This window comes from Rhodococcus sp. WMMA185 (genome assembly GCF_001767395.1).
Classification (GTDB): domain Bacteria; phylum Actinomycetota; class Actinomycetes; order Mycobacteriales; family Mycobacteriaceae; genus Rhodococcus_F.
Genome location: NZ_CP017014.1, coordinates 746915 through 771571, shown reverse-complemented (window position 1 = coordinate 771571; position 24657 = coordinate 746915). Strand labels below are relative to the sequence as shown.

General features: G+C 64.2%; 22 protein-coding genes. 2 read left to right on the top strand and 20 right to left on the bottom strand.

Translation table 11 applies throughout. The annotated features are described in order from the left end of the window. Positions 1-12: 12 nt before the first annotated feature. Positions 13-1233, top strand: coding sequence for an L-2-hydroxyglutarate oxidase (gene lhgO, locus BFN03_RS03310; protein WP_070377815.1), 1221 nt, complete (start codon positions 13-15; stop codon positions 1231-1233). Positions 1234-1270: 37 nt separating this feature from the next. On the opposite strand, the gene BFN03_RS03305 is transcribed toward lhgO, so the two are convergent. The 15 genes from BFN03_RS03305 to BFN03_RS03235 all read right to left on the bottom strand — a co-directional run bounded on the left by BFN03_RS03305 (position 1271) and on the right by BFN03_RS03235 (position 17197). Then, the gene (locus BFN03_RS03305) at positions 1271-1540 is read right to left on the bottom strand and encodes a GlsB/YeaQ/YmgE family stress response membrane protein (RefSeq protein WP_084385479.1); all 270 of its coding nucleotides are present in this window, start codon (positions 1538-1540) and stop codon (positions 1271-1273) included. A gap of 121 nt (positions 1541-1661) precedes the next feature. After that, complete coding sequence (locus tag BFN03_RS03300) at positions 1662-3311, bottom strand: AMP-binding protein (protein WP_070377814.1); 1650 nt, start codon at positions 3309-3311, stop codon at positions 1662-1664. Positions 3312-3340: 29 nt separating this feature from the next. Further along, a complete protein-coding gene (locus BFN03_RS03295) occupies positions 3341-4639 on the bottom strand; it encodes a haloacid dehalogenase-like hydrolase (protein WP_232320422.1) in 1299 nt (432 codons plus the stop codon). A gap of 87 nt (positions 4640-4726) precedes the next feature. After that, entirely contained in the window at positions 4727-5494 is a 768-nt protein-coding gene (eutC, locus tag BFN03_RS03290; RefSeq protein ID WP_070377813.1) for an ethanolamine ammonia-lyase subunit EutC, read from the bottom strand. Continuing rightward, positions 5487-6902 carry an ethanolamine ammonia-lyase subunit EutB gene (locus BFN03_RS03285; RefSeq protein ID WP_070377812.1) on the bottom strand — a complete coding sequence of 472 codons (1416 nt, stop codon included), beginning with the start codon at positions 6900-6902 and terminating at the stop codon, positions 5487-5489. Before BFN03_RS03285 ends, eutC begins: the two co-directional genes overlap by 8 nt. Then, positions 6899-8353, bottom strand: coding sequence for an ethanolamine permease (gene eat, locus BFN03_RS03280; protein WP_070377811.1), 1455 nt, complete (start codon positions 8351-8353; stop codon positions 6899-6901). Before eat ends, BFN03_RS03285 begins: the two co-directional genes overlap by 4 nt. A 131-nt stretch (positions 8354-8484) precedes the next feature. After that, a complete protein-coding gene (locus BFN03_RS03275; RefSeq protein ID WP_070377810.1) occupies positions 8485-9027 on the bottom strand; it encodes a DUF779 domain-containing protein in 543 nt (180 codons plus the stop codon). Further along, positions 9027-10550 (bottom strand): aldehyde dehydrogenase, encoded by a 1524-nt coding sequence (adh, locus tag BFN03_RS03270; protein ID WP_070377809.1) that lies wholly within the window; start codon positions 10548-10550, stop codon positions 9027-9029. Before adh ends, BFN03_RS03275 begins: the two co-directional genes overlap by 1 nt. A gap of 67 nt (positions 10551-10617) precedes the next feature. Beyond that, positions 10618-11925: a helix-turn-helix domain-containing protein gene (locus BFN03_RS03265; RefSeq protein WP_070377808.1), complete on the bottom strand. Its 1308-nt coding sequence runs from the start codon at positions 11923-11925 to the stop codon at positions 10618-10620. Between the two features lie 58 nt (positions 11926-11983). Beyond that, on the bottom strand, positions 11984-13465 hold the full coding sequence (gene mftG / locus BFN03_RS03260) for a mycofactocin dehydrogenase MftG (RefSeq protein ID WP_070377807.1): 1482 nt from the start codon (positions 13463-13465) through the stop codon (positions 11984-11986). Next, a complete protein-coding gene (gene mftF, locus BFN03_RS03255) occupies positions 13465-14865 on the bottom strand; it encodes a mycofactocin biosynthesis glycosyltransferase MftF (RefSeq protein WP_070380573.1) in 1401 nt (466 codons plus the stop codon). Before mftF ends, mftG begins: the two co-directional genes overlap by 1 nt. Positions 14866-14995: 130 nt before the next feature. Further along, a complete protein-coding gene (gene mftE / locus BFN03_RS03250; protein WP_070377806.1) occupies positions 14996-15718 on the bottom strand; it encodes a mycofactocin biosynthesis peptidyl-dipeptidase MftE in 723 nt (240 codons plus the stop codon). 36 nt (positions 15719-15754) lie between these two features. Next, a complete protein-coding gene (locus BFN03_RS03245) occupies positions 15755-16153 on the bottom strand; it encodes a hypothetical protein (RefSeq protein ID WP_070377805.1) in 399 nt (132 codons plus the stop codon). A gap of 1 nt (position 16154) precedes the next feature. Next, positions 16155-16886 (bottom strand): hypothetical protein, encoded by a 732-nt coding sequence (locus BFN03_RS03240; protein ID WP_070377804.1) that lies wholly within the window; start codon positions 16884-16886, stop codon positions 16155-16157. Continuing rightward, on the bottom strand, positions 16883-17197 hold the full coding sequence (locus tag BFN03_RS03235) for a type VII secretion target (RefSeq protein ID WP_070377803.1): 315 nt from the start codon (positions 17195-17197) through the stop codon (positions 16883-16885). Before BFN03_RS03235 ends, BFN03_RS03240 begins: the two co-directional genes overlap by 4 nt. 452 nt (positions 17198-17649) lie before the next feature. Between BFN03_RS03235 and BFN03_RS03230 the strand changes: the two genes are divergently transcribed. Continuing rightward, positions 17650-17958, top strand: coding sequence for a hypothetical protein (locus tag BFN03_RS03230; protein ID WP_070377802.1), 309 nt, complete (start codon positions 17650-17652; stop codon positions 17956-17958). 96 nt (positions 17959-18054) lie between these two features. Here BFN03_RS03230 and BFN03_RS03225 read toward each other — a convergent pair whose 3' ends face one another. From BFN03_RS03225 to mftD, 5 genes are all read right to left on the bottom strand, one after another. Further along, positions 18055-18588, bottom strand: a complete 534-nt coding sequence (locus BFN03_RS03225; protein WP_070377801.1) for a hypothetical protein — start codon at positions 18586-18588, stop codon at positions 18055-18057. A gap of 110 nt (positions 18589-18698) precedes the next feature. Further along, entirely contained in the window at positions 18699-20660 is a 1962-nt protein-coding gene (locus BFN03_RS03220; protein WP_070377800.1) for a mycofactocin system FadH/OYE family oxidoreductase 2, read from the bottom strand. Further along, on the bottom strand, positions 20657-21469 hold the full coding sequence (locus BFN03_RS03215; protein ID WP_070377799.1) for a mycofactocin-coupled SDR family oxidoreductase: 813 nt from the start codon (positions 21467-21469) through the stop codon (positions 20657-20659). The genes BFN03_RS03220 and BFN03_RS03215 overlap by 4 nt, the downstream gene beginning before the upstream one ends. An 8-nt stretch (positions 21470-21477) precedes the next feature. Continuing rightward, positions 21478-23448, bottom strand: a complete 1971-nt coding sequence (locus BFN03_RS03210; RefSeq protein WP_070377798.1) for a mycofactocin system FadH/OYE family oxidoreductase 1 — start codon at positions 23446-23448, stop codon at positions 21478-21480. Between the two features lie 23 nt (positions 23449-23471). Then, positions 23472-24647: a pre-mycofactocin synthase MftD gene (gene mftD, locus BFN03_RS03205; RefSeq protein ID WP_070377797.1), complete on the bottom strand. Its 1176-nt coding sequence runs from the start codon at positions 24645-24647 to the stop codon at positions 23472-23474. Between the last annotated feature and the right edge of the window lie 10 nt (positions 24648-24657).

Here is a 24657-nt window from a genome sequence, read left to right as displayed (position 1 = left end):
GGGGACAGTTGAATGTCTATCACCAGGGTCGCGGTCGTCGGAGGCGGAATCGTCGGTCTGTCCGTTGCCCGTGAACTCGGCGCGCGACTTCCCAAATCAGCCGTAACGGTCTTCGAGAAGGAAGCCACCGTAGGAGCGCATCAGACCGGACACAACAGTGGTGTTGTGCACGCCGGCCTGTACTACGAGCCAGGCAGCCTCAAAGCCCAACTCTGTCGACGAGGCGTGGGCCTTCTCGAAGAGTTCGCCCTCACCTACGATGTCCGGTACGAAAAGTGCGGCAAGATCGTCGTGGCCCAGAACGAGGTCGAGAATCGGCGGCTGAGGGGGATTCACGAGCGGGCCGTCGCGAACGGAGTTCCCGGGGTCCGCCTGATCCGCGGATCGGAGATCCCGGAGATCGAGCCGCATGCTCGCGGGCTGGCCGCGCTGCACTCCCCCGAAACGGCCATCATCGACTACCCCGGAGTGACACGCGCTCTCGCCGAGGAGGTCGCCTGGGCAGGTGGGAGGATTCTCCTGCGCTCCGAAGTCAGCCGCGTCGAGGAGCGGTCCCGTGAAGTTGTAGTTCACGCGAATGGAGGCGCGGAGTCGTTCGATCTGGTGATCGCCTGCGCCGGACTGCAATCCGATCGCCTGGCAAGGAACTCGGGCGAGGCGGTCTTCCCGAAGATTGTTCCGTTCTTCGGCGACTATTTCCTGCTCTCACCGCAGAAGTCGGATCTGGTGAACGGGTTGATCTACCCCGTGCCAGATCCCAAGTATCCCTTCCTGGGAGTGCATCTGACCAAGACCCTCGATGGCAGCGTCGTCCTGGGCCCGAACGCCTTCCTGTCCCTCGGACGTGAGTCCTACCAGCGGGGCCTCATCTCGTTGAGGGACACGATCGATGCCTTGGGATTCCCCGGTTTCTGGCGCTTCGCAGCAAAGAACGTCCAGGCGGCGGTCCGGGAGACCCGCACCGCGCTGAGCACGCGAGCGTTCGTCGAGCAGGCACGCCAGTACGTCGCCGAGATCTCCGTTGCCGACGTCAGCCGTGGCCCTCGCGGCATCCGCGCACAGGCGATGAACAGCGACGGAAGCCTCGAGGACGACTTCAAGATCACAGGAACTGCGCGGGTCGTCCACGTTCGCAATGCCCCTTCACCGGGTGCAACATCGGCGCTTGCCATCGCCGAGCACATTGTGACAGAGGCGCTCAACCGCGTCGATGAAGGCGCCTCGACACCGTGACCAAGCCGGGCCTAGCTGCCAACAACGAGGGATTGGGCTAGGCGCGACTCTTACGGGTCATCGAGGTGTACCCGAGGACGAGAACGGCGGCGGCGGCGATGCTGATGATCCAGCGGATCCAGTCGATTCCACGTGTGTCGCCTTGGCCGAGGAGCCCGCCCCACACCCAGTACCCGATGAGCGCGCCTGCGACGCCGAGGACAACCGTGACGACCCAGCCCATCGCCTGTTTCCCGGGGACCACGAGACGGGCGAGTACCCCGATGACCGCGCCGAAAATGATGGTGGTGATGATCTGGCCGATCATTTCTCCGTCCTCTCAACGCATGTTCACGGTGCGAGCGGATGGTCACCGCTCCATTCGAACGTAATCACCCGGCGCCCCTTCGTGGTCGGCTTCGGCGAATCGTTGCCGAACGGTGCTCCCGTTACCACGGCTGGCCCGACCCCTCGATCAACCCGAGCGACTGCTCGCGCATTTCGACCTTGCGCACCTTGCCGGTCACCGTCATCGGGAACTCGTCGACCACGTGAACGTAACGCGGAATCTTGTAGTGAGCGAGCTTTCCGGTACAGAACTCACGGATTGCCGCTGCGTCCAGCGGGGTCGCACCATCCTTCATCCGGACCCACACCATGAGTTCTTCGCCGTACTTGGCGTCGGGCACACCGATGACTTGAGCGTCGAGGATGTCGGGGTGGGTGTAGAGGAATTCCTCGATCTCGCGGGGGTACACGTTCTCACCGCCGCGGATGACGATGTCCTTGATCCGCCCGGTGATTGCGACGTAGCCGTCGGAATCCATTACCCCGATGTCGCCGGTGTGCATCCACCGTCCGGCGTCGATGGACTCGGCGGTCTTCTCCGGGTCGTTCCAGTAGCCGAGCATTACCGAGTAGCCACGTGTGCACAGCTCCCCCGGTTCGCCGCGCGGCACCGTGAGACCGGTGTCCGGTTCGATGATCTTTACCTCGAGGTGCGGGCCCACCCGGCCGACAGTGGAGACTCGCTGGTCGATCGTGTCGTCGACCCGCGTCTGCAGTGACACCGGCGATGTCTCGGTCATGCCGTAGCAGATGGAGACCTCGGCCATCCCCATCTGCTCGATCACCTGCTTCATCACCTCTACCGGGCATGGCGATCCCGCCATGATGCCGGTACGCAGGCTCGAGAGGTCGAACTGCTCGAAGCTCGGATCGGCGAGTTCGGCGATGAACATCGTCGGCACGCCGTACAGCGAGGTGCACTTCTCGGTCTCGACTGCCTGCAGCGTCGCCCGAGGATCGAACGCTGCACCCGGGATGACCATGGTGGCTCCGTGGCTCGTGCATGCGAGGTTGCCCATCACCATGCCGAAGCAGTGATAGAACGGCACCGGAATGCACACCCTGTCGTTCTCGGTGTAGTGGCACAGCTCCCCGACGAAGTAGCCGTTGTTGAGGATGTTGTGATGACTGAGAGTCGCGCCCTTCGGGAAACCCGTTGTCCCCGAGGTATACTGGATGTTGATCGGATCGTCCGACGACAATGCTCGTTGCGCGGCCATCAGCACCGTCTGATCCGAGTCGTGCGCCGCCGCCCCGTCCGAACACAGGCGGTTCCAGTCATCGCTGCCCAACAGCACCACCATCTCGAGATCCGGGCAGTTGGGCCGGACCGTCTCGATGATCGACGCGTAGTCGGACGACTTGAACTCCGGTGCCGACACGAGTAGCCGAATCCCCGCCTGATCGAGGACATATCGCAATTCGTGTGTCCGATAGGCGGGATTGATGTTGACGAGGATCGCACCGATCTTGGCGGTTGCGTATTGGATCATGGTCCACTCCGGGCAATTCGGTGCCCAGATCCCCACCCGGTCGCCCTTCTCAATGCCTCTACTCAGCAACCCCACCGCGACAGCGTCGACATCACGAGCGAGTTCGGCGTATGTCCAGCGGCGACCCGACGGCCTGTCGACAAGCGCCTCGCGATCGGCATGGGCTGTCACCGTCCGATCGAAGTTGTCGCCGATGGTGTCGCCGAGCATAGGGGAGTCCCACACGCCCGAGGTGTAGCTGCGAAGCGGGGTTGTCATCGTCTGTCCTTTCCGAGCTGGATCAGAGCTCAGTAGATAGAGTCCACCTGGTCCTCGATCACCGAACCGTCAGCCCGGTGAACCGGACCCTCGGTGCCATTCGCGTCGACGAAGGCCGTGGACGAGCACGGGTACGGCTGCGGCGCTTGCGCGTTCGGCTCCAGGAACATCGGGTTGATCAACCACTTTCCGTCACTGTTGTCGTACGCCTTGCACATCAACTCGGGGTTGTTCCGATTGATGACCAGCCGAGCCCCGGTCGCGTCACCGAGGAACGTCACGTCGGTACCCGTATCGCCGGCGGCGAACACCTGGCGCTCCTCGGCGGGCAGAGGTGCGAACGCATCCGCGCCGGTCACACCGAACACCACCTGATTGACCTGGCACCGCTTGCCGTCGACAGTGGGAACCACACCGTCCTCGCCGTCGGGTACATCGCCACACCCCACCAGGTGTCGGGTGATGATCCCGTTGTCGATCACGGGGCGCACCCCCATCACTCGGTCCGGCTCGAATCCGAGTTCCTCAGCCCACACCCGCACGATCGGTTCGGCCGACGCGGAGATGATCCGCACATCGAAACCATTGACGCGAAGGGTGTCTATGAGATCCACCATCTGCGGGTAGTAGCGCACGGACGCGTCCACCCGGTGAGTGCCGACCGTCTGCTCGGCGCCCAACGTTGCCGCGAGGTTCTCGGTCCGCGCCGACCGCGCGAAATCGGTGATGTCCTGCACCGAATGACCGCCCATGATTTGAACGAACCACGCATATGAAGGGTCGTTTCGCCGATGGTCGTAGGCGCCGAATGCGGGCTCACCCGCGGCGGTCTCCCCCTCGAGGACGGCTAGGATCTCGTCCGCGCAATCGAGGTCGGTACCGGTCGGGAGTGGTTGGCCCGGTTCCACATCCCCGCCACACGCGGCGGAGAGAGCAGAGGCCGCCTCGGCCGTCATGTATCGGCTCGTGGCCGTCCAGTCCCGATCCGGGGGTTGGAGGATTTTGTCGTTCTTGATCATCCAGTACACAGTCGCGTAGCTGATGTCGTTCTTGACCACGGTGTTGTCCCAGTCGAACAACGCCAGCGGGGCACCCTCCGTCACATCGCCACTACCCCCACATTCGCCGTCGCGGGCGATCAATTGGTCGAGTTCCTGCCGGTTGTCTCCGTACCATTCGAGGTTCGAATCCAGCGATCGGCACGAACTTACCTCTGCGACCTGCGGTCCCGCCGCTTCCCCGCCGCCTGACGTGCATGCGGCGACCAGCAAACTGATAGAGAGCGAGAGCGAACCCATCCACATGGATCGGGCACTGGGCGACTTCATGACTGACCTCAATTCTTTACGCGCTGCCCACTTCACAACGCGTTGACCTACATTGGACCGAACAAGAGTGCGAGAGCCTCGAGCGGCTCACTCGAGGCTCACAACCTCACCGGGTGGCAACCGGTCCGAGCGGGAAGTGTCTTTGAGGTCGACACCCGACCGGCCCAGCCTCCGCGCTCCGGCGATGAGGCCCGCCACGACTCGGGCTGCGTGCTGGTAGCCGAGCCCCTCGGGGGGATGGATGTTGGAGACGCAGTTCCGATCGGCGTCGGTGCGCCCCGGCCGCGGCAGGTGAGTGAGATAGACGCCGACGCTGTCCGCTACAGACAGCCCCGGCCGCTCCCCGATCAGCAGGACGAGGGTTTGAATCCCCATCGCCTGTCCGATGTGGTCTCCGAGCGCGACCCTCGCTTGGGTTGCGATCACCGGTGGGGCCAGCGTGTAGATTCCGTCGAACTCCGTGACCAGGGCAGACAGGAGCGGAACCCCATGATCGTCGAGTGCCCGTGGCGACAGACCGTCTGCGAGAACGAAACCCACCTCCGCGTTGCCTGCTCGCACCACCGACAGATCGGCCGGTATGCGCCCCAGGTCGGGTCTGCGCAGGTACTCCCCCCGATCCGACGCACGGCTCGTAACCACTACCGGCCGTCCCAGGCCGACCGCTTCGACATGCTCGACCAATGTCTCCGAGTCCAGCGGTTGATGCACGGCATCTCGAGCCGCGGCGTGCGCCGAACGCAGCTCGAGCACACGCTCGGTCGGGAGTGCGTCTCCCGCCCGGCCGAGTCCGATGCGCGCCTGCGTCGTGGAGCGCAACTCATCCCAGAAGTCTTGCAGGGCCGGGTCACTCATGGCGCCCCGTCAGTGCCCGCAGCGGCGAGGCCGCGGCATCGACTGGCAGAACCCGGCCTTGTTCGTCGACCATGCCGAGCCGACGCATCCAGTCCTCGAACTCCGGAGCGGCCCGGAGTCCGAGCACCTCACGCGCGTAGAGGGCATCGTGGAAGGACAGACTCTGGTACCCGAGCATCACGTCGTCTGCGCCCGGGACTGTGATGACGAAGGCCGTGCCAGCCACCCCAAGCAAGGTGAGCAAGGTGTCCATGTCGTCCTGGTCCGCCTCCGCATGGTTGGTATAGCAGACGTCGACACCCATCGGCAGGCCCAGTAGCTTCCCGCAGAAGTGGTCTTCGAGTCCGGCCCGAATGATCTGCTTGCCGTCGAAGAGGTATTCCGGACCGATGAATCCCACGACCGTGTTGATCAACAACGGTTCCAGGTCACGGGCTACCGCGTACGCCCTCGCCTCGAGGGTTTGCTGGTCGACGGCGCGACCGTCCGTGCCGAGGTGTGCCCCCGCACTGAGCGCCGAACCCTGGCCGGTTTCGAGATACATGACGTTGTCCCCGACGGTTCCCCGCTTCAGCGAACGTCCGGCCGCGTTGGCCTCGCGGAGCAACGAGATATCCACGCCGAAACCGGAATTGGCCCCCTCAGTGCCAGCGATGGACTGGAAGACGAGATCGACCGGAGCACCCTCGGCGATCAGGCCCATCGTGGTGGTGACGTGCGACAGAACGCACGATTGCGCGGGAATGTCGAAGCGCTGGCGAATATCGTCGAGCAGGTGGAGCAACTCCGAGGTCGCATGCGGCGAGTCGGTCGCCGGGTTGATTCCGATCACGGCATCACCGCAGCCGAGCAGCAGCCCGTCGAGCGTGGCTGCCGCAATACCGCGAGGGTCGTCGGTCGGATGATTGGGTTGTAGGCGAGTTGCGAGGCGACCGGGCACGCCGAGCGTGGTTCGGAACCCGGACGTCACCGTCACTGCTCGCGCCACGGCGATCAGATCCTGGTTGCGCATGATCTTGCTGACCGCCGCCACCATCTCCGGTGTGAGAGCGGGAGCGACGCGGCGGAAGGTCTCCGCCGCGCCCTCCCCCGCCGCGACATCGAGCAACCAGTCGCGGAGCCCTCCCACTGTCAGATGCGAGATCTCGCCGAACGCCGCCCGGTCGTGCGAGTCGATGATCAGCCTCGTGACCTCGTCGTCCTCGTATGGAACGACGAGCTCGTTCAGGAAGGTGCCGAGTGGAACGTCGGCCAGCGCCCACTGCGCCGCAGCGCGTTCGGCGTCCGAGGATGCCGCACACCCAGCGAGTTCGTCACCGCTGCGCTGCGGTGTCGCCTTCGCCAGCAGGTCAACGAGACCGTCGAATGTGTACCCGACGCCTGCTACCCCGTGGCTGTAGACCGTCATTCCAATTCATCCTCCGCCTCTGCAAGAACAGCAAACTCCTCATCGGGCGAATTGGCAACGAGGTGGTGTCGGCTGTACAGGGCGAAGTACGCCATGAAAGCAGTGAAGGCGATCAGGGTCCACAGTGCCGCGACCGGATCGACCAGGAACGTTGCGATCACCGCGCCAGCCGCGATCACCAGCGCGAACGATGTGGTGGCGATGCCGCCCGGCGTACGATACGGGCGCTTCATCTGCGGCTCGCGCTTGCGAAGGACGATGTGGCTGACCATCATCAGGACATAGCTGACGGCGGCGCCGAACACTGCCATGTTCAGCAGCATGGCCCCTTCACCGGTGAGCGAGAGCACGAATCCGATCACGCCGGGAACGATCAGCGCGAGTGTCGGCGCCTTGCGCGAGTTGGTGATCGACAGATTCCTCGGAAGATAACCGGCACGCGAGAGCGCGAAGGTCTGCCGAGAGTAGGCGTACATGATCGAGAAGAAGCTCGCGACCAGGCCGGCCAGCCCGATGTAGTTGACCACCTTTGCAGCGGTTCCTCCGCCGAGCGCCTCTACCAACGGGTTCCCGGAGTCCGCCAGACCCGCAGCACCCATCGCCCCCGTTGCCAGGAACAGAACGGTGGCACCGGTCACGATGAGGATCAGCATGCTGATGATGATTCCGCGGGGAACGTTCTTCTCCGGCTCACGCGCCTCTTCCGCGGCGAGCGGGACGCCCTCGACGGCGAGGAAGAACCAGATGGCGAACGGCACGGCAGCCCAGATACCCAACACGCCGTAGGGCAGGAAGGTGGACGCCCCCACCGCATCGGTGGGGGCGATGTCGGTCAGGTTACCCACGTCGAACAGACCGATCGCCGCGACCGCGAAGATCACAAGACCCACGAGGGCGATCGCGGTGATGACGAACATGGCCTTGAGCGCCTCGCCCGCACCCGTCAGGTGAATCCCGATGAAAATGGCATAGACCGCCAGATACACCCACCAGCCGTCGGTGATGCCGAACAGGTTCAGTGATTCGACATAGGCTCCGATGAATGTCGCGATCGCCGCCGGCGCAATCGCATACTCGATGAGAATCGCTGTTCCGGTTGCGAACCCGCCCCACGGGCCGAGGGCACGCCTGGCGAAGGTGTAACCACCGCCCGCTGCGGGGAGTGCGGAAGACATCTCAGCCATGCCCAGGACCATCGCCAGGTACATGCCCGCGATGATGACGGCGGCAATGAGCAGGCCGCCGAATCCTCCATGAGCCAGGCCGTTGTTCCATCCGGCGAAATCACCGGAGATCACGTAGCTGACCCCGAGCCCAGCGAGCAGCACCCATCCCGCCGAACCCTTTCTCAGGGAACGCTTCTCCAGATAACTACTGTCTTCCGAGTGGAAGTCGGCACCGTCGTGGTGCCCTTCCACTCCGGTGCTCTGCGATGGTTTTACAAGTGACATTCATGTCCCTCTGCGTCGGCCGTTCGGTACGGCGTAGTTCTGCCGCACCGAACGCTAAGTTCGATTCGTACACGTCGCGTCAACAGAGGATGACGTCGATGTAAACCCCAAATCTGAATCCCTGCAGTATGTTACGAACTCGTGCGCGAGCCCGGCACCGGGCAGGCGTCGACTGCTTCGGCAACGACCTGTGGTTCGGATGAAGGTGCCGGCCGCACGCCCTGTTCCCATTTCTGCCCGACGATGACGTCCTCGGCGGCCAGTTGCGCATTCTCAGCGGGAGAGAACGCGCGGGCACGGCTGAGAAACCGCATGCCTTCCGGACTTTCGAGGCTGAACCCGGAACCGCGCCCCGGCACGACGTCGAGCACCAACTGAGTGTGCTTCCACAGCTCGAATTGCGTACCAGAAATCCACACCGGTACAGCATCGATGCCCTCGGGCCGAGTAGGCAGCGTCTCCCCGGCGCCTAGGCGCAGATCGAGGACACCGAGCAGCACATCCTGGTCGCCTACGATGAAATCGCCGTCGGGATAGCACATCGGCGCCGAACCGTCGCAGCACCCGCCCGACTGATGCATCATCAATGCTCCATGGATACCGCCGAGGCGGCGGAGAAGCTCCACCGCCGCGACGGTCGCCCTCAAGCGGCCAGGAGCCTGGGCTGTATCCATCAGAAGAAGCCTTGAGCCTTCGGCGTGTAGCTGACCAGGAGGTTCTTCGTCTGCTGGTAGTGCTCGAGCATCATCAGATGGTTCTCGCGGCCGATACCGGACTGCTTGTAACCACCGAACGCCGCGTGGGCGGGGTACTGGTGGTACGTGTTGGTCCATACCCGGCCAGCCTGGATGTCGCGACCCGCTCGATAGGCGACGCCGCCATCGCGCGACCAGACACCGGCGCCGAGACCGTACAGCGTGTCGTTGGCCATCTCGATGGCATGGTCGTAGTCCTTGAAAGAGGTGACCGAGACGACGGGGCCGAAGATCTCCTCCTGGAAGATGCGCATCTTGTTCTGTCCGGTGAAGATCGTCGGCTGCACGTAGTAGCCGCCGGACAGGTCGCCGCCGAGTTCTGCACGCTCACCACCGGTAATGACCTTGGCACCCTCACCCTTGCCGATCTCGATGTAGGAGAGGATCTTCTCGAGCTGGTCGTTGGACGCCTGGGCACCGATCATGGTGTCGGTATCGAGGGGATCTCCCTGACGCACGGCCTTGGTGCGGATGGCCGCCATCGCCAAGAACTCGTCGAAGATGTCCTCCTGGATCAGCGAACGCGACGGGCAGGTGCACACCTCACCCTGGTTGAGGGCGAACATGGTGAAGCCCTCGAGAGCCTTGTCCTGAAAGTCGTCGTTGGAAGACAACACGTCGGAGAAGAAGATGTTGGGACTCTTGCCGCCGAGCTCCAGGGTGACCGGGATCAGATTCTGCGATGCGTACTGCATGATGAGGCGGCCGGTGGTGGTCTCACCGGTGAACGCGATCTTCTTGATCCGCGGGCTCGACGCCAGCGGTTTGCCCGCCTCGACGCCGAATCCGTTGACAATATTCACCACACCCGGGGGCAGCAAGTCGCCGATGATCGAAATCAGATACAGGATCGACGCCGGGGTCTGCTCGGCCGGCTTGAGGACGACGGCGTTGCCCGCCGCAAGTGCAGGCGCGAGCTTCCACACGGCCATGAGAATCGGGAAGTTCCACGGGATGATCTGGCCGACGACACCGAGCGGCTCGTGGAAGTGGTACGCAACCGTGTCGGAGTCGATCTCGGAGAGCGCTCCTTCCTGTGCGCGGATCGCACCCGCGAAGTACCGGAAGTGGTCGATCGCCAACGGAATGTCGGCGTTCAGGGTCTCCCGAATCGGCTTGCCGTTGTCCCAGGACTCGGCCAGTGCAATCGACTCTAGATTCTCCTCGATGCGGTCGGCAATCTTGTTGAGAATGACGGACCGCTCGGCAACGGTGGTCTTGCCCCATCCCGGTGCGGCCGCATGCGCCGCGTCGAGGGCCAGCTCGATGTCCTCCGACGTCGAACGGGCAACCTCGCAGAAGGACTGCCCAGTGACCGGGGTCGGATTCTCGAAGTACTGCCCCTTGACCGGCGCGACCCACTGACCGCCGATCCAGTTGTCATAGCGCGGTTGAAAGGACATGAGGGCGTCGGGTGAACCCGGGCGGGCATACACGGTCATGGGTAACTCCCTGGTGTCGTGAGTTTTTCTGGTGTGACTCACAACACTACTGGCCGCACCGTTGCAACTACGTTGCGTACCGCCGATCGAACAGATCGATTCGGGCCTTGACCTGGGCATGAAGGGCTGAACGCGGGTCCAGGCCGGCCAGGTACGCTTCCCAGACCGCGTGGTCCTGCCTCCCGTGAACGGAGGTGGTCCACCTGGCCAGCAGGCGCTGATCGCCCTCACGCAGCAACGCCGCTTGTACGCGCGTCCGCAACTCGTCGCGAAGGTCCGCCACACCTGGCGCCTCCGATCCCGGCAGCACCGGGCCGGGGTAAGCCTCGAGTGCGGAAGCCAGTTGACCACGGTCGAGCGCGTCACGAACCTGGCGCACGTCCGACCCCAATTCAGTGAGCAAACGATAGGGTCGCGAACCGAGATTCGAGGAACCGAAAACCTTACGCAGCCGAGACATCTCGGCGCGAATGGTGACGGCGTCGAGTTCACCCTCGTCGAGCAGAACAGCCAGGCGTTCCGAACTGAGCCCCTCCGGATACTCGGCCAGGAGCAGGAGTATCTCGGCGTGGCGTTGTGAAAGCGGAACTCGCTCGCCGCGGCGTAGCAGACTCGGACGGCCCGAGCCGAGCACTTCCAACCGCAAGGCTGTGTCGGCCCGCGGGCTCGTCGAACTCAGCAGATGCAACCGCAATTCCGCCTCGGCAGCCGCGACAGTCGCCCTGATCAATGACAGCACCTCGGGCGCGGCCACCCGCGGCCCACCGGTGATGTCGATGGCGCCGACGATCCGTCCGGTAGCGGGGTCGTGAACGGGAGCCGCCGAACAACTCCAGTCGTGCGCTGATCGGATGAAGTGCTCCGCCCCGAATATCTGCACACAGTGGTCGAGCGCCAGCGCCGTGCCCGGCGCATTGGTTCCGACGGCGTCCTCACTCCAGTCACAGCCCTCGGCGAAGTTCATCCGCTGAGCACGATCCTTGGCCGAGGAATCACCCTCGACCCAGAGCAAGTGCCCCTTCTCGTCCGCGATGGCCACGAGCAGGCCGGTATCCGCAGCGTCCTCGACGAGTAGCTTTCGCACCACCGGTCGAATAATCGACATGGGATGCGCCGCGCGATACGAGGCGAGATCGGCACCCGACAGTTCAACCGATCGCGCCGCCCCGTCCGGATTCACCCCCTTGCGAGTGCTGCGGATCCACGAATCGAGGACGACCGATCGAACAGAGTTTCCGTCCTGATCATCGGCGGAACTTCGACTGTCGACGAACAACTGATGCGCCGAGGACACCCTGCGCGCGCGCTGCGCGACATCGTCCCCCGGGCGTAACGCAACCCAGGGATTACCCCGCTTCGGCAGCTCACTCTCCATCAAGATCCTCCACGGCGTATGTCGAACACAGAATTGCGGGTCACGCGGATATCGGTCTTCACCGTCTTGATTGGGTCAAGAAGGTGCTTATGCGCTCGGCGACCATGACGGCCGTGGCATGCGGCCCCCGGCTGGGAACGCTTGGGAACACCGAGGTGTCCGCGATCGTCAACCCCTCCACGCCGCGCACTTCACCGCGTTCGTCGACGACGGCGGATGCATCGTCACTTCCGCCCATTCTGCAACTTCCGCACAGGTGGTAGGACGTCTCCAGATGGGCGAGCATGCAGCGGTCCGACACCTCCTCGTACAGCGGAACTACGAGCCGGCTCAGCGCCGGGGAGTGCAGAAGATCCAATCCGATCGCCTGTCCTTGGCGCATCGCCCGGCGATCGGACTCCGACTGCGCATACCGGTATTCGATGCGGGGACGGTCGCCGCGGTCGGCCGATCTCAGCCGGATGTCACCCCGACCCTCCGGGACCATCAACCCGATCCCGAGAACCTGATCTTGCTGACCGGATCGCGGGACGAGAACCGCGGGCGGAGCCGTATACGGCCGGATCTCGATATCGGCCGTGTTCAAGACCGTCTCGATCGGTGGACTCGTGGTGTCGCGGCGCAACGATTCCCGAGGGCGATATGGCAGGGTCACTTGAGGATGGTCACTGAAATTGCTGCCCACCCCCGGCGAATCGAGAATGACGGAAATACCGTTGTCCATCAGGTGATCGGCCACACCAATTCCCGAGTGCATCAACAGAACAGGAGTCTCGACGGGACCGGCCGCCAGGACAACTCGCCCGGCGTGAACTATCCGCCGCACCCCTGCGGTCTCGACCTCGACTCCGACCACCCTGCTACCGGAGAACAGAATCCGCACGACGTCGGTATCGGACTCGACCGTCAGGTTGGGTCGATTCCACGCAGGCAACAGGTACGCCATCGCGGTGTCCAACCGCACGTCGCCGTCAATATTGAGCGGTACCGGACCGACACCGCCACCACCGGCGCCATTCTTGTCGGGCTCCTCCGGATACCCCCTCTCCAGGGCTGCGTCTAGGAATGCCTCGCTGATCTCGCTCAATCGGTCCGAACGCTGCCTACGTACCGGAATCGGCCCCGAACTGCCATGCCACGGTCCGCCGAAATCGATATCGCGTTCGAGTGCCCGGAACGCGGGAAGCACATTCTCGTACGACCACGCCTGCGGCCAACGGTCGAAATCCGCTCTTGTTCCCCGCACGAAGTAGACGCCGTTGACAGCACCGGAACCTCCCAGCACGCGGCCCCGTACCATCGTCGAGGCCACACCCGGAGTCAACTCGACACCGTAGACTTGCGCATAGTCGCTACCCGGACCGACCGGCAAGGCCCGATAATCCCGGACCCGGCGATCGTGCACCGCCCGATATCCTGGTCCGGACTCGACAAGCAGAACAGATCGTTCGGGATCCTCGCTGAGTCGAGCCGCCACGACGCATCCACTCGAACCGCCGCCCACGACCACGACATCAGCGCCGCGATTTGGCTCGACCACTACTGCTTCAACCGTGGCTTCAGCGCATCGAGGTCGCGAGCAACCAGCGCGCCTTTCCAGAGTCCGGCCCCGTAGGCGATGTCGTCGATCCGCTTGAACATCGTGTGCCGCAGCGGCCCCAGACCTCCGGGCTCACGGTGCGTAGCCCAATCGGCAACCCCTTCGGCGACCGCAACAGCAAGGGCGATGCGGCGAATCCGTTTCGACGCCAGCACAGCAAGGAGCGTGACCGGCCAGTAGTGGCGACACAACGCGGAGGCCAGCTGCCAAGCGCCACCCACGAAACCCTGTGCGGCGAGGATGGCGGCGATGCGTGTGGGCTGGTCGACCGCCCGGAACATCCGGCGAAGTCGCAGCACGGTCACGGCGACCGTGGCCCCGGCTCCGAGAAGACCCAGCCGCGTGCACGTGGCGGCCGCAACTACCGCGAAGAAGGTCCATGGCGACATCGACAGTGGAGCGACCTTGCCGGCGTGCCGTGCCGCGAGCGGAGCTGCACCCGTTCCGTAGAACATCTTGCGGTCGAACCATTTTCCGAACAACACGCGGTGGTCGTGCGCAACGTGAGCCACCGGCTCATAGCGCAACCGCCAACCGGATTCCTGCAGCCGCCAGCACAGGTCGACATCCTCGGCAACGTTCATGGACTCGTCGAAACCGTGGAACTCGTCGAGAACCTCGCGCCGGGCGATCATCGCGGCGCTCGGAACGTAGGACACCGCACTACCGGACTGAACCGCCGACTCCCTACGCCCGAGATCAAGTGAGGAACGGGCGTGCTCATAGCGCGCAAGAGTGCTCGCCTCGGGTTCGAGAGCCACAATTCTCGGGGCCACGAGCGCGACCGCCGGATCACTGAAGTGGCCGAGCATGACCTCGATCCAGCCCGTGCGTGGCAGGACGTCGGAATCGAGGAACGCCACGAACGGGGTCTCGGCGTGACGAAGTCCTGTATTTCGTGCTGCAGCTGGACCTTTCGCGGCCTCATGCCGCAGGACGGTGACTCTGCCGCCACACGTCTTCCCCGGCGTGGGGGCATCGATCGGGACGTCGGACCCGTCATCGACGACGATGACGTCGAGACCGCGGAGCGAGCCCAGGACCCGTTGCAGTCCGGACGCATTGTTCCTCACCGGGATGACTACGGTGACGTCACGGGGAGAAGGGGTGCTCATGGGACGAGGGTTCGCAACGCCCGAATCGAGAAGCCGGCGCGCAACTACCGCTGACTCCAAGTCGACCACCTCGAGGTAGCCGTCACCGATCATTGCCGCGGCCGTGGGTGCAAGCTTCAGCATCCGAGTCGGCGAACCTCCGATGAGTACTCGGCCTCCGGAGTATGCGCGGACCTTGGGGTCGATACGAATCCCGAATCCATCGGGGAGTCGAGCCTGACGCATCAGCTGATGGTATGCGGATGGAAGATTATTGGCAGCGCATGCCGGAAATTGATCGGCGGTGCGCCCCGAAAACTGGTGGTCAGGGAATCGGGCAAATCCATCCTCGGCAGCTCGAAGACGCCCGAACAGATCATGTGAGCCTCCCGTCTCGGCCCGGTTCCCACCGGAGCCTTCCATCTCGACCCGGTTCCCACCGGGCTAGTGCCTTGGTGACGCGTTCGACAAGTGCGCTGAAGAACTGTTCCCCCTCCGCGGCCGTGGCGCCAGTCGGGTCACCGAGCACTCCGTTGGCGGACACGGTGACCATACCGCCTTCGCGCAGTCTGGGTAGCAAGCTTGCGATAGGTTCTTTGTTTCCGGTCTCCGCACGCGACATCTTCACCCGGTCGGGCGAAAGGTGCAGCAACATGGACGTTTCCGTCCGGCCTGCGTGCGCGTCTGCGTTCGGGACCACACACGGGACCCAGGCGACATCGCGTCCCTCGTACCGCAACAAGGTAACAGCCTTGACCAGTGCGGGCCCGTTGCCGCCGTGCCCGTTGACGAACAGGACCCTCTCAGCCCACCGGCACGCCGACCTGCCGTACTCGACGAGAAGCGATTCCAGCGCCGACGAGCCCAGCGACACCGTTCCCGGGAAGGCCTCGTGCTCGCCGCTCGCGCCGTACGCAATGGCAGGAGCGTTGAGCACGCCCGGGAGAGCCCGCCCGACCGCCGACGCGATCGCGGTGTCGGTGTCGAGGGGAAGGTGTGGGCCGTGCTGCTCGAGCGAACCGACCGGGACGACCACGGTCGAGGTGCCGGGCTCGATGTCTGGCCACGCGGCGTCGGCGAGTTCTCCGAAGTCACACACGCGTCGATGGTAGGCGCCGGGTCACGTGGCGGGTGGCTACCAGTCCGAACTCAGGATCGAGCCGCGGTTCTGGAAGTACTCGTCGTCCTCGTCGTACTCCTCGGATTCGGGCCGACGGGCTCCAGCGAGAGTGGCCTCGTACTCCGCATCTATCCGACGACGCCCCTCGGCTGCCAGCGCCTCCTTCTCCTCGTCCGTCATCTGGGCTGCTTCGGCGACCGCAGCCTCGGCGAACGGCCGGAACACATCGGGAAAATTCGTCGTCGTCACCACGTCACGCAGGCTCTTCTGGCCGGCGAGAACCTCGAGCAACAGTCCGCGCATCGCTGGATCCGGGGATTTGTCGGCCAGCATCTGGACCGACTTCCGCAATTGGGCGGCCATTGCTGGATCGTCGCGCAACACGCCCAGCAGTGGTTCCTGGTTCGGCTGCACTTCACGCGCCTTCGAATTGATAGGCAGACGTCGGAAGCGCAGGCAGCGGTGTGTCTTTGACGGTCGCAAGGTGGCCTGAGATCAACCCGACGGTAGCTTGTGCGCCGGCCCAGGCGTAGTTCATGATTTCATGAATCTTGTCGACGATGTTCCACGCACTCTTTGCCGCAAGCAGGGCTGCTGCAAGGAACGCGACGGCTGCGGGGGCGCCTGCCCCTGACCCGCCAGCGAACAATGCTGCTGTGGCCTTGATGCCAACGATGACAAGCCAGTCGATGAGATCGCCTACCAAGTCCTTGATCGATTCCGACGCTTCGTACAATCCAAACGATGTCTGATCGAGTTGCTTGGCCATCTTGCGAATCACGGGACTCTGACTCTCGAGGACTTTGCCCAACTCTAGAAAGTAGCGTTCGGCCTCGTCGGCCGCCTCGCCCTTCCATGAGTTCATTGCCGAAGACTTAGCTGTCGAAAGTTCCTCGGCCATAGAGGTACTGAACTCCGCCAGGCCCTCAAGAGATTTGCCCGCGGTTTGTACTGCCTGCCAGTCACCGGCCAACCGGTCGGATATGAATGCCCATGGGTCGTTCGATCCGACCATCCCGCAGAACACCATGGCCTCTCCGACGAGGTAGGTCGGGCTTGTGAGCGAGCCGTCCAGTGCGTTCTCAAGGAGGTTTGGTACCGGGTCCTCCGCAACAGGCGTCGTCAGTGCCGAACTGGGCTCAGTCATGACAACCTGGCCATCACTGCGGCGAGCCTGGCGGCGTTTGCCGCTTCTTGCTCGCGATAGCTCGACGCGGCATCGGCAAGACTCTGAGCCGATCCTTCGGTCAACCGCCGGAGTGAATCACAGTTCTCGACGAGGACGTCACGCATGTCGTTAACCTGCGACAACACGAGCTGGAAGATCACACCGACATCGGACGCATCGAGCGTCAACCACTGCTCCACATGGTCGGCAGCTTGCACGCATTGGGCGGACAGTTCGTCCGTCCGGCGTGCAAAACCCTCCAGTGCTTCAGGATCTACGTTCAGATTCATTTCGCCCCCTCCTCGATGATCCGGATGAAGGTATCAGCCTGGCAATGATGCGAGCATGGCGCCTACACGGTCACCCGATTTGCCGAGGTGACAGCCGATGTCACATCATCAACCGCGTGCCCGAGCCATCCATCGCCTTCCCACTACGCCACGTCGCCGATCCCCCCACCAAGCTCCAACGGAAACACCAGCGTCAACTCGACGCCGAACTACCGTCGGTCTGCGTAATGCACGGCGCACCCGCAACATGGACGTTCAAGGCTTACCTGTCATCACTACCGCACTTTCCCTACGACGATCTCTCGTGGCCGCGCAAATGCCTCCACGACTTCCTCCGACCTGGCGCACGGCCGCAGCGTTCCAAGGAAAGAAGAGAGCGCAGAATCTGGGTACAGAAAACCCGGTGGGCGGCGTGCCCGTCATGTCGCCAGTACCGCTCGAATCGACGGGTTGTGAGCCTCGCATTGGGTGTCCCCGCGGCTCTCGTCATTACGGCACCCCTCATGCCACTGACCGATTGGATGCCGGAGGGCTCTCAGCCGTTGCTGCTCTTCCCCGGACTCATACTCGCTATAGCTGCGATCAAGAGCGTCTCCACCATCTGGGAGCTCACCCAAGCCGACATTCCCGAGGACGGCACCGAGTTGGTGATTCAAGACCCACATCCCGACTTCGCGCGTGAGGCAATCACCTTGGGGGCGAGGCAGCTGCCGGAGAGAGTGAGTCCGGTGGGGTGGTGGAAGAGGCGCGAGGCGCTGTAGTCGTCTGGGACGTGTCCCTAGCGAGTGCGCAGAACTGCAGGGAATGTGCGGCCAGTTCGCTGCAGAAGCGCGCACTGACCGCCCCCTACATGCGATCTAGCGGATGAGTGCGATTCCGATGCTCGGTCCGCCATCTTGGAGTTGGACAAGCGGACTGTTCAGCCACTTTTGTGGCGTCGTGTCGTAGGTCATCCGCTGAAAGATCTGGTTCGCGGCCGGGCGCATGTTGACCACGATGTCGCTCCGCTTGTCTCCGCTGACGACGTAGAAGTGGTCCGGTGCGACAGCGCCGACCGCGACGAACTTCGTTGTCGGCGAGGTCAGGGCGTCGACCTCGTATACGCGCCGGTATTCGGTGCCATAATAGGCGCCCATCTTCGATGCGTAGACGACCTCGACTTCACCGGCCTCGTAGATCGGCAATCCCGCGTTGCGGGCGGCGACGAGAGCATCGACGGGGAGCTTCGCCGATGCGGTACTCCCGCCATCCGAAACACTCGCCACGGCCGCGGTGATTGGCGCCAGTGGATTCGCGCTCGGTGCGGCGGACGCGGGCACCGCCGCACCTGCGGCTACTACCCCGGAAAAGGCCGTCACAGCGAGCACTTGCTGCAGCCTGTGCGTGTTCACGATGGTCCCCCTCTTGTCAGTCCGATTGTCAGTCCGATTGTCAGTCCGAGTGCGCAGAACTGTACAGAAGGTGCGAGTGGTGTCCTCCAGAAGTGCGCACTCGCAAGACCCTACAGCGACAGCCCAACCTTCTCGCCCTCGATGATGGCGGAGTGCGCACGGCGCGGCGCCAATGCGTCCCCGACGCGATGGACCTCGATACCACTGCCGGACAGCGCCTTCCAAAGCCCGTCCTCTGCCCGCTGGTGCGTGGAGGACACCACCCAGTCAGCGATGAACCGCGAAGAGCGGCCGGTCGGGTGGTGTAGAAGAGTGACCGCGATCCCGCCACCGTCGAGAGGCTCGGCACCTGTCGGCACCACGTCGGTCATCGCGGCGATGCCCTTGCAATGCGCGCGCCGGTTCCAGTCCTCGAAGTCCAGGGTGATACCGAGATCCTGCCCGACAATCATCCCCGGCGTGCAGATGGTGACCGCACATCCGGCGTCGGCCGCGAACTCCGCAACGGACGTTCCCTGATGGAAGCCGAGTTCATCGACCACAAGCACGGTTCCGGACGGGTGTGCACGACCCTCGAGAACGTCACGAACGTCTACGACCCGATCCAACACGCCCGCCCATCTCGGGCGCCGTGGACGCGCCCCGGTCGCGAGTACGACGACATCAGGACCGGCCGCTGCCAGAAACTCGGCCGTCGCCTCGGAGTCGGTCCTCATGTCTACCCCACACCGAACGCACTCCTCTTCCAGATCCAGCACCGAGTCGAGCAACTCTCGACGACCCGGAACGCCCGCAGCGGTGCGGATCTGCCCACCGACGGACCTTGCGCGTTCGAACAAGGTCACGTCGTGACCACGTTGCGCCGCCGTTGCGGCGGCCTTGAGACCAGCCGGTCCGCCTCCCACAACGAACACGCGCCTACCCCGAATCGTCGGTTCGGGCAGTAGCATCGACTCCTTGCCCGCGCGGGGATTTACGACGCAGCCGAGCCAACGCCCGAGTCCCATGCGCCCGATACATTCCTGGTTGCAGGCCAGGCACCTTCGGATGGACGTCTCATGCCCGGCCTGCGCCTTCGCGGCGAAGTCCGGGTCGGCGATCTGGCTGCGCACAACCCCGATCAGATCGCAGTGCCCTTCTGCAAGGGCCCGATCGGCCTGGCGAGGATCCTTGAAGCGTCCGACGCCCACCACCGGGAGGGAAACCCGTTGCCGGATGGCGCTCGGGATGAACAGTGCGTATCCCTGAGGAACGGCCATGGATGCCTCGATCATGTGGAGCGTCTCGGTGGCCATGCCGATGGAAGTGTTGATGTAGTCGACCCGGCCATCCGCCTCGACGAGAGCGGCTACCTCCGCCGCCTCGTCGAGTCGTACACCTCCGTCGAACAGATCCTCCCCGGCGAGCCTGACCCCGAATGCGCGCTGCGGGCCGATCGCTTCACGCACGGCCGCGACGACCTCGAGAAGGAACCGGGCCCGGTTGGCCAGTGATCCGCCGTAACAGTCGGTGCGAAGATTCGTCGCGGGGGCAAGAAAGCTTCGCACCAAGGAGGAGTGGGAGCACTGTAGTTCGATGCCGTCGAACCCGCCCTGTATGCAGTGCTCGGCGACCCGCGCGTATCCCCCTACGAGAGCGCGGATTTCCCTCTGGTCGAGCGCCTTGGGAACTTCACGGAACAGCGGATCAGGAACGGCGCTCGGCGCCAATAACGGAAGCCGGGAATACATGCTCGAGCCCTGCCCACCATTGTGGTTGATCTGCGCCAGGATCGGGACGTCGTACTCGTGAACGGCGTCAGTGATCCGTCGGTAGCCGGGGACCACCTCGGGCCGGTATCCGGCAATGACCTTCTCGTACGGCCAGTCTCCCCGATGAGTGGCGTGTTCTTCGGAGATGATCAGGCCCGCACCACCCTTCGCACGGGCGGCATAGTAGGCGGCATGCTGCTCGGTGGGCAGACCCTCGACCGCGTAGCCGGTGAGATGCGCCGAGAAGACCACCCGGTTGCGCAGGGTCAGAGGCCCCAGGCGCAACCGGGTGAACAGGTGACTGTATTCCGGGTCGCTCACACCTTGGTCGCACCCATGTCCACGGTGACCTGACTGCCGGTAACCATCCGCGAACCGTCGCCGGCCAGCCACACCGCCGCGTCCGCGATGTCGTCGGTCTCGGCCAACGGGTGGTCCGTGAGGATCGATGCCAAGCTCGACATGTACTGAGGATGCTTCTCGAAAGTCGCGAGGCCGCCCTGGTCGTTACCCATCGGGGTCTTCACTCCGTAGGGGTGAATCGAATTGACACGAATCCCGTATTCGCCCAGCTCCTTCGCCGCGGCCTGGGTCAGGCCGACGAGTCCGAACTTGGATGCTGCGTAGTTCGCCTGCCCTGGAATGGGTTTGATACCGGCCACGGAGCTGATCACGATGATCGATCCGCCGCGACCGCCTTCGATCATCGGTGGGACCGCGGCCTTGAGCGTCTTCCACGTGCCCGTGAGGTTCACGTCGATCAGCGTCTCCCACTGCTCGTCGGACATCTCCCAGAATCTGTTCCAGTTGCAGATCCCAGCATTTGCAATCACGATGTCGAGTCCACCGAACTGCTCGACCCCGCGATTCACGATGGCCCTCAGTTGCGCGCTGTCCCGTATGTCTGCCTGCTCGGCCAGAATCTTGCCACCCTCGGACTCGACCAGGCGTACTGTCTCCGCCAGATCGTCCGCAGTCGCCGGATCGTAGGTGTTGTACTCCGACACCGGCCCACAGATATCGATTGCGATGATCGCCGCGCCCTCGCGCGCCAACCGTACCGCGTGTGTTCGCCCCTGTCCGCGGGCGGCTCCGGTAATGAACGCGACCTTGCCGTCGAACTGTCCCATGCAATTTCCTATCTCTCGTTGGCGAGGGTGAACGGACTGTGTTCACACTCGGACCGCACGTTCGACGCCACGTTCAGCGCCGCGAGGCGGCCTTCCCTGATCGATTCGAGAAGTGTTCGCGGAGCCACGCAGTCGCCGACCCACACCGCGTCGGGACGGGAGGCGCCGAGCATGTCGTTCGGAAGACGATGCGAGCAGTCGACCAGCACCCCGCACGCCACTACCGTTTCCACATCGGTATACCGGTTCCGGATTCGCACACCCGCGTCGTCAATCGACACGATTCTGCTGTCGAGTCGGCGGGTGACCCCCACTCGCTGCAATCGGGCGTTGGCGTCCACCAGATCGCCGGTCATCCCAAGCCTCGAACCTACGACGGAGTCTTGCGTCACGATGCTCACTTCGCGCCCGCGCGCCGCGAGCCATTCCGCGACTCCCACTCCCGCCGGTCCGCCGACCGGATCGAAGACCACCACCGATCCCTCCCGTAGCGCCAGTCCGCCGAGGACCTCGGCAGCGTCGGCGCACTGAGTTCGCCCCGCAACCGGAAACGGCAGCGGGCGTGGTGTGCTGCCGGTGGCCAGGACCAACGTTGCACCCTCCTGTTCAGCGGCAGCGAGGTCAGCCTCGACCACTGTCGATCCAAGACGGAACTCGACTCCCAGACTGCGGCATTCCGATTCCAGCCAGTCGGCCAGCGGCTCGAGGTGGGGTGCCGCCGAGGCCACCACCCGCACCATTCCACCGGTGCGATCAGCGGAATCCACGACCGTAACGCGCCTACCGCTGCGGGCGAGTACACGCGCCGCCTCCAGGCCCGCCGGACCGGCACCCACGACCAGCACCACACATGGGTCGACGGTATCGGCGACGCTCTCGGCCGGATCGAGGGTCTCGTGTCCGCTCGTCGGGTTCCCGACGCAGGTCACGACTGGATTGCGGGGGTCGAGCACCTGGCACGTCTGGTTGCACAGGATGCACGGACGCGGTGTCTCGCCCAGTCGGATCTTGGCGACGAGGTCTGGGTCCGCGATCTGTGCCCGAGTCATCTCGACCATGTCGGCCACCCCCTCGTCGAGGGCAGTCTGAGCGGCGGACGATTCGATCACACTCCCTTGGAGTACGACCGGTACGGAGTCGGAGGCGGCCACTCGAATGTGTCGGCAGAGAACGGTGTTGAATGACGCCGGGCTGTGGAAGTCAGGCCTGTATTGACTTACCGACATCGGTCCGCCGCGCACCACCACGAGCAAATCGAGGAGGCCGGCCAACTCCCGTACATACCCCGCGGCGATCTCGGGGGTGATACCTGCCCACGGCGCCATCTCGTCGCAACTCAGTCGCAGCGACAGCACTCGACCCGGGCCCAATTCGGCACGGACGGCCTCGATCACCTCGCGCGCCAGACGCAGGGGCTGTGCCCCGTACTCGTCTTCTCGTAGGTTGGTCAGACCCGACAAAAACTGTCGGAGGAGGCTTCTCGGACCGGCGTCGAGTTCTACACCATCCACATCGGCGGAGACCGCGGCGGCGGTACCGGCCCGGAAGGCGTCCACCAGGACGGCGATCTCGGGCCGTTCCATCTGCATCGGCAACTCTCGCGAGATCACGTCGGCAACCGGTGACGGTCCCCACAGCACTGCCTGCGAAAAGGCGCTCGACCCCTGTAACCCGGTATGACCCAATCCGGCCAGCACCAGAGTGCCGTGCGGGCGACAGGCCGCGACCACGTCCTGCCAACCGTCGATGCACTCGGATGCGAGCGGGGCACGTTCATAGGGCCAGTCGGAGGCATGCACCGAGGCCACCTCGGTCACTATGGTGCCCGCACCACCGCGTGCACGCCGCTCGTAGTACGCAACGTGCCGCTGCGAGAGCCTTCTTCCCACACACAGATTGGTGACGTGGGGACCCATGAGAACTCTGGACGAAGCGCGGCGACCAGCCAAAGTGATCGGGCCTGTCAACTGTGCGGACATCGAGACCGTATCCCGGTCAGTCCTCAGATGCCCAGGGCCCGAGCGAACCCCGGCGGGATCACCACGTCGGCGGGGCTGAGGTCGTGGATGGACGCGTGCCCAAGACCCAGCAGGGCGGAGTCGATGCCCCCTCGCAGAATGTCGAGAACGTTCTCGACCCCGGCCTGCCCGTTCGCTGACAGTCCCCACAGGTAGGCCCGCCCGATCATGACCGCCCGCGCACCGAGGGCGAGGGCCTTCACAACGTCGCTGCCGCGGCGAATTCCGCCGTCGAGCAGGACCTCTACCTGGTCGCCGACGGCGTCCACGACGGCCGGAAGAGCGCGGATCGACGCCGGTGTGCCGTCGAGATTGTTGCCTCCGTGGTTGGACACCGAGATCGCGGTGACGCCGGCTTCGACGGCGCGCTTGGCGTCGTCGACCCTCATCACGCCCTTGAGCATGAACGGGCCGCCCCACTGCTCCCGCAGCCATGCTATGTCGTCCCAGGTGGGAAGCGGCGTCTGCATCCATTCGCCGTAGGCGCCGAAGAATGTCGGCGGATCCTGCCCGGGCTTGGCCAGGTTGGGTGTGGTCAGGTCGGGGATCTTGCGGGTCTTCAAGAACCCGTAGAGCCACTTCGGACGAGTGATGCCCTCGGGGGCGAACTTGATCATCGACTCGAGGTTCATCTTCTCGGGAATGGCCGGGCTACCCCAATCGCGCCCGTGGGAGAAGGACCAGTCGGTGGTGACGATCAGCGCGGTCGCACCAGCCTCCCGGGCGCGTTCGGTTCGCTGCAACATTTCGTAACGGCTTCCCACCCAGTACATCTGGAAGAACGTCTGTGGATTGGCCGCCGTCACCTCTTCGATGGGTCTACTCGCGAACGAACTCAGACCGATCGCCGTCCCCCGGGCCGCCGCAGCGCGGGCAACCGCGACCTCGCCATCAGGATGTACCGCCTGTACACCGGTCGGGGACATCACGACGGGCATCGAAATCGGCTGGCCCAGCACGGTCGTGGCCATCTCACGCTTGTCCGAGAGCCCTACGACGTGGGGCGCGAAACCCAACTCGGCGAACGCCGCAGTGTTGTCGTCGACGGTCACGCCCTTTTCGGAACCGGCGATCAGCGCCGAGTAGACCGACTTCGGCAGTCGCTTCTTCGCGCGACGCTGGGCCTCCGCCACAGTCTCGAAATACGAATTCCTACCCATCGAGTACCCC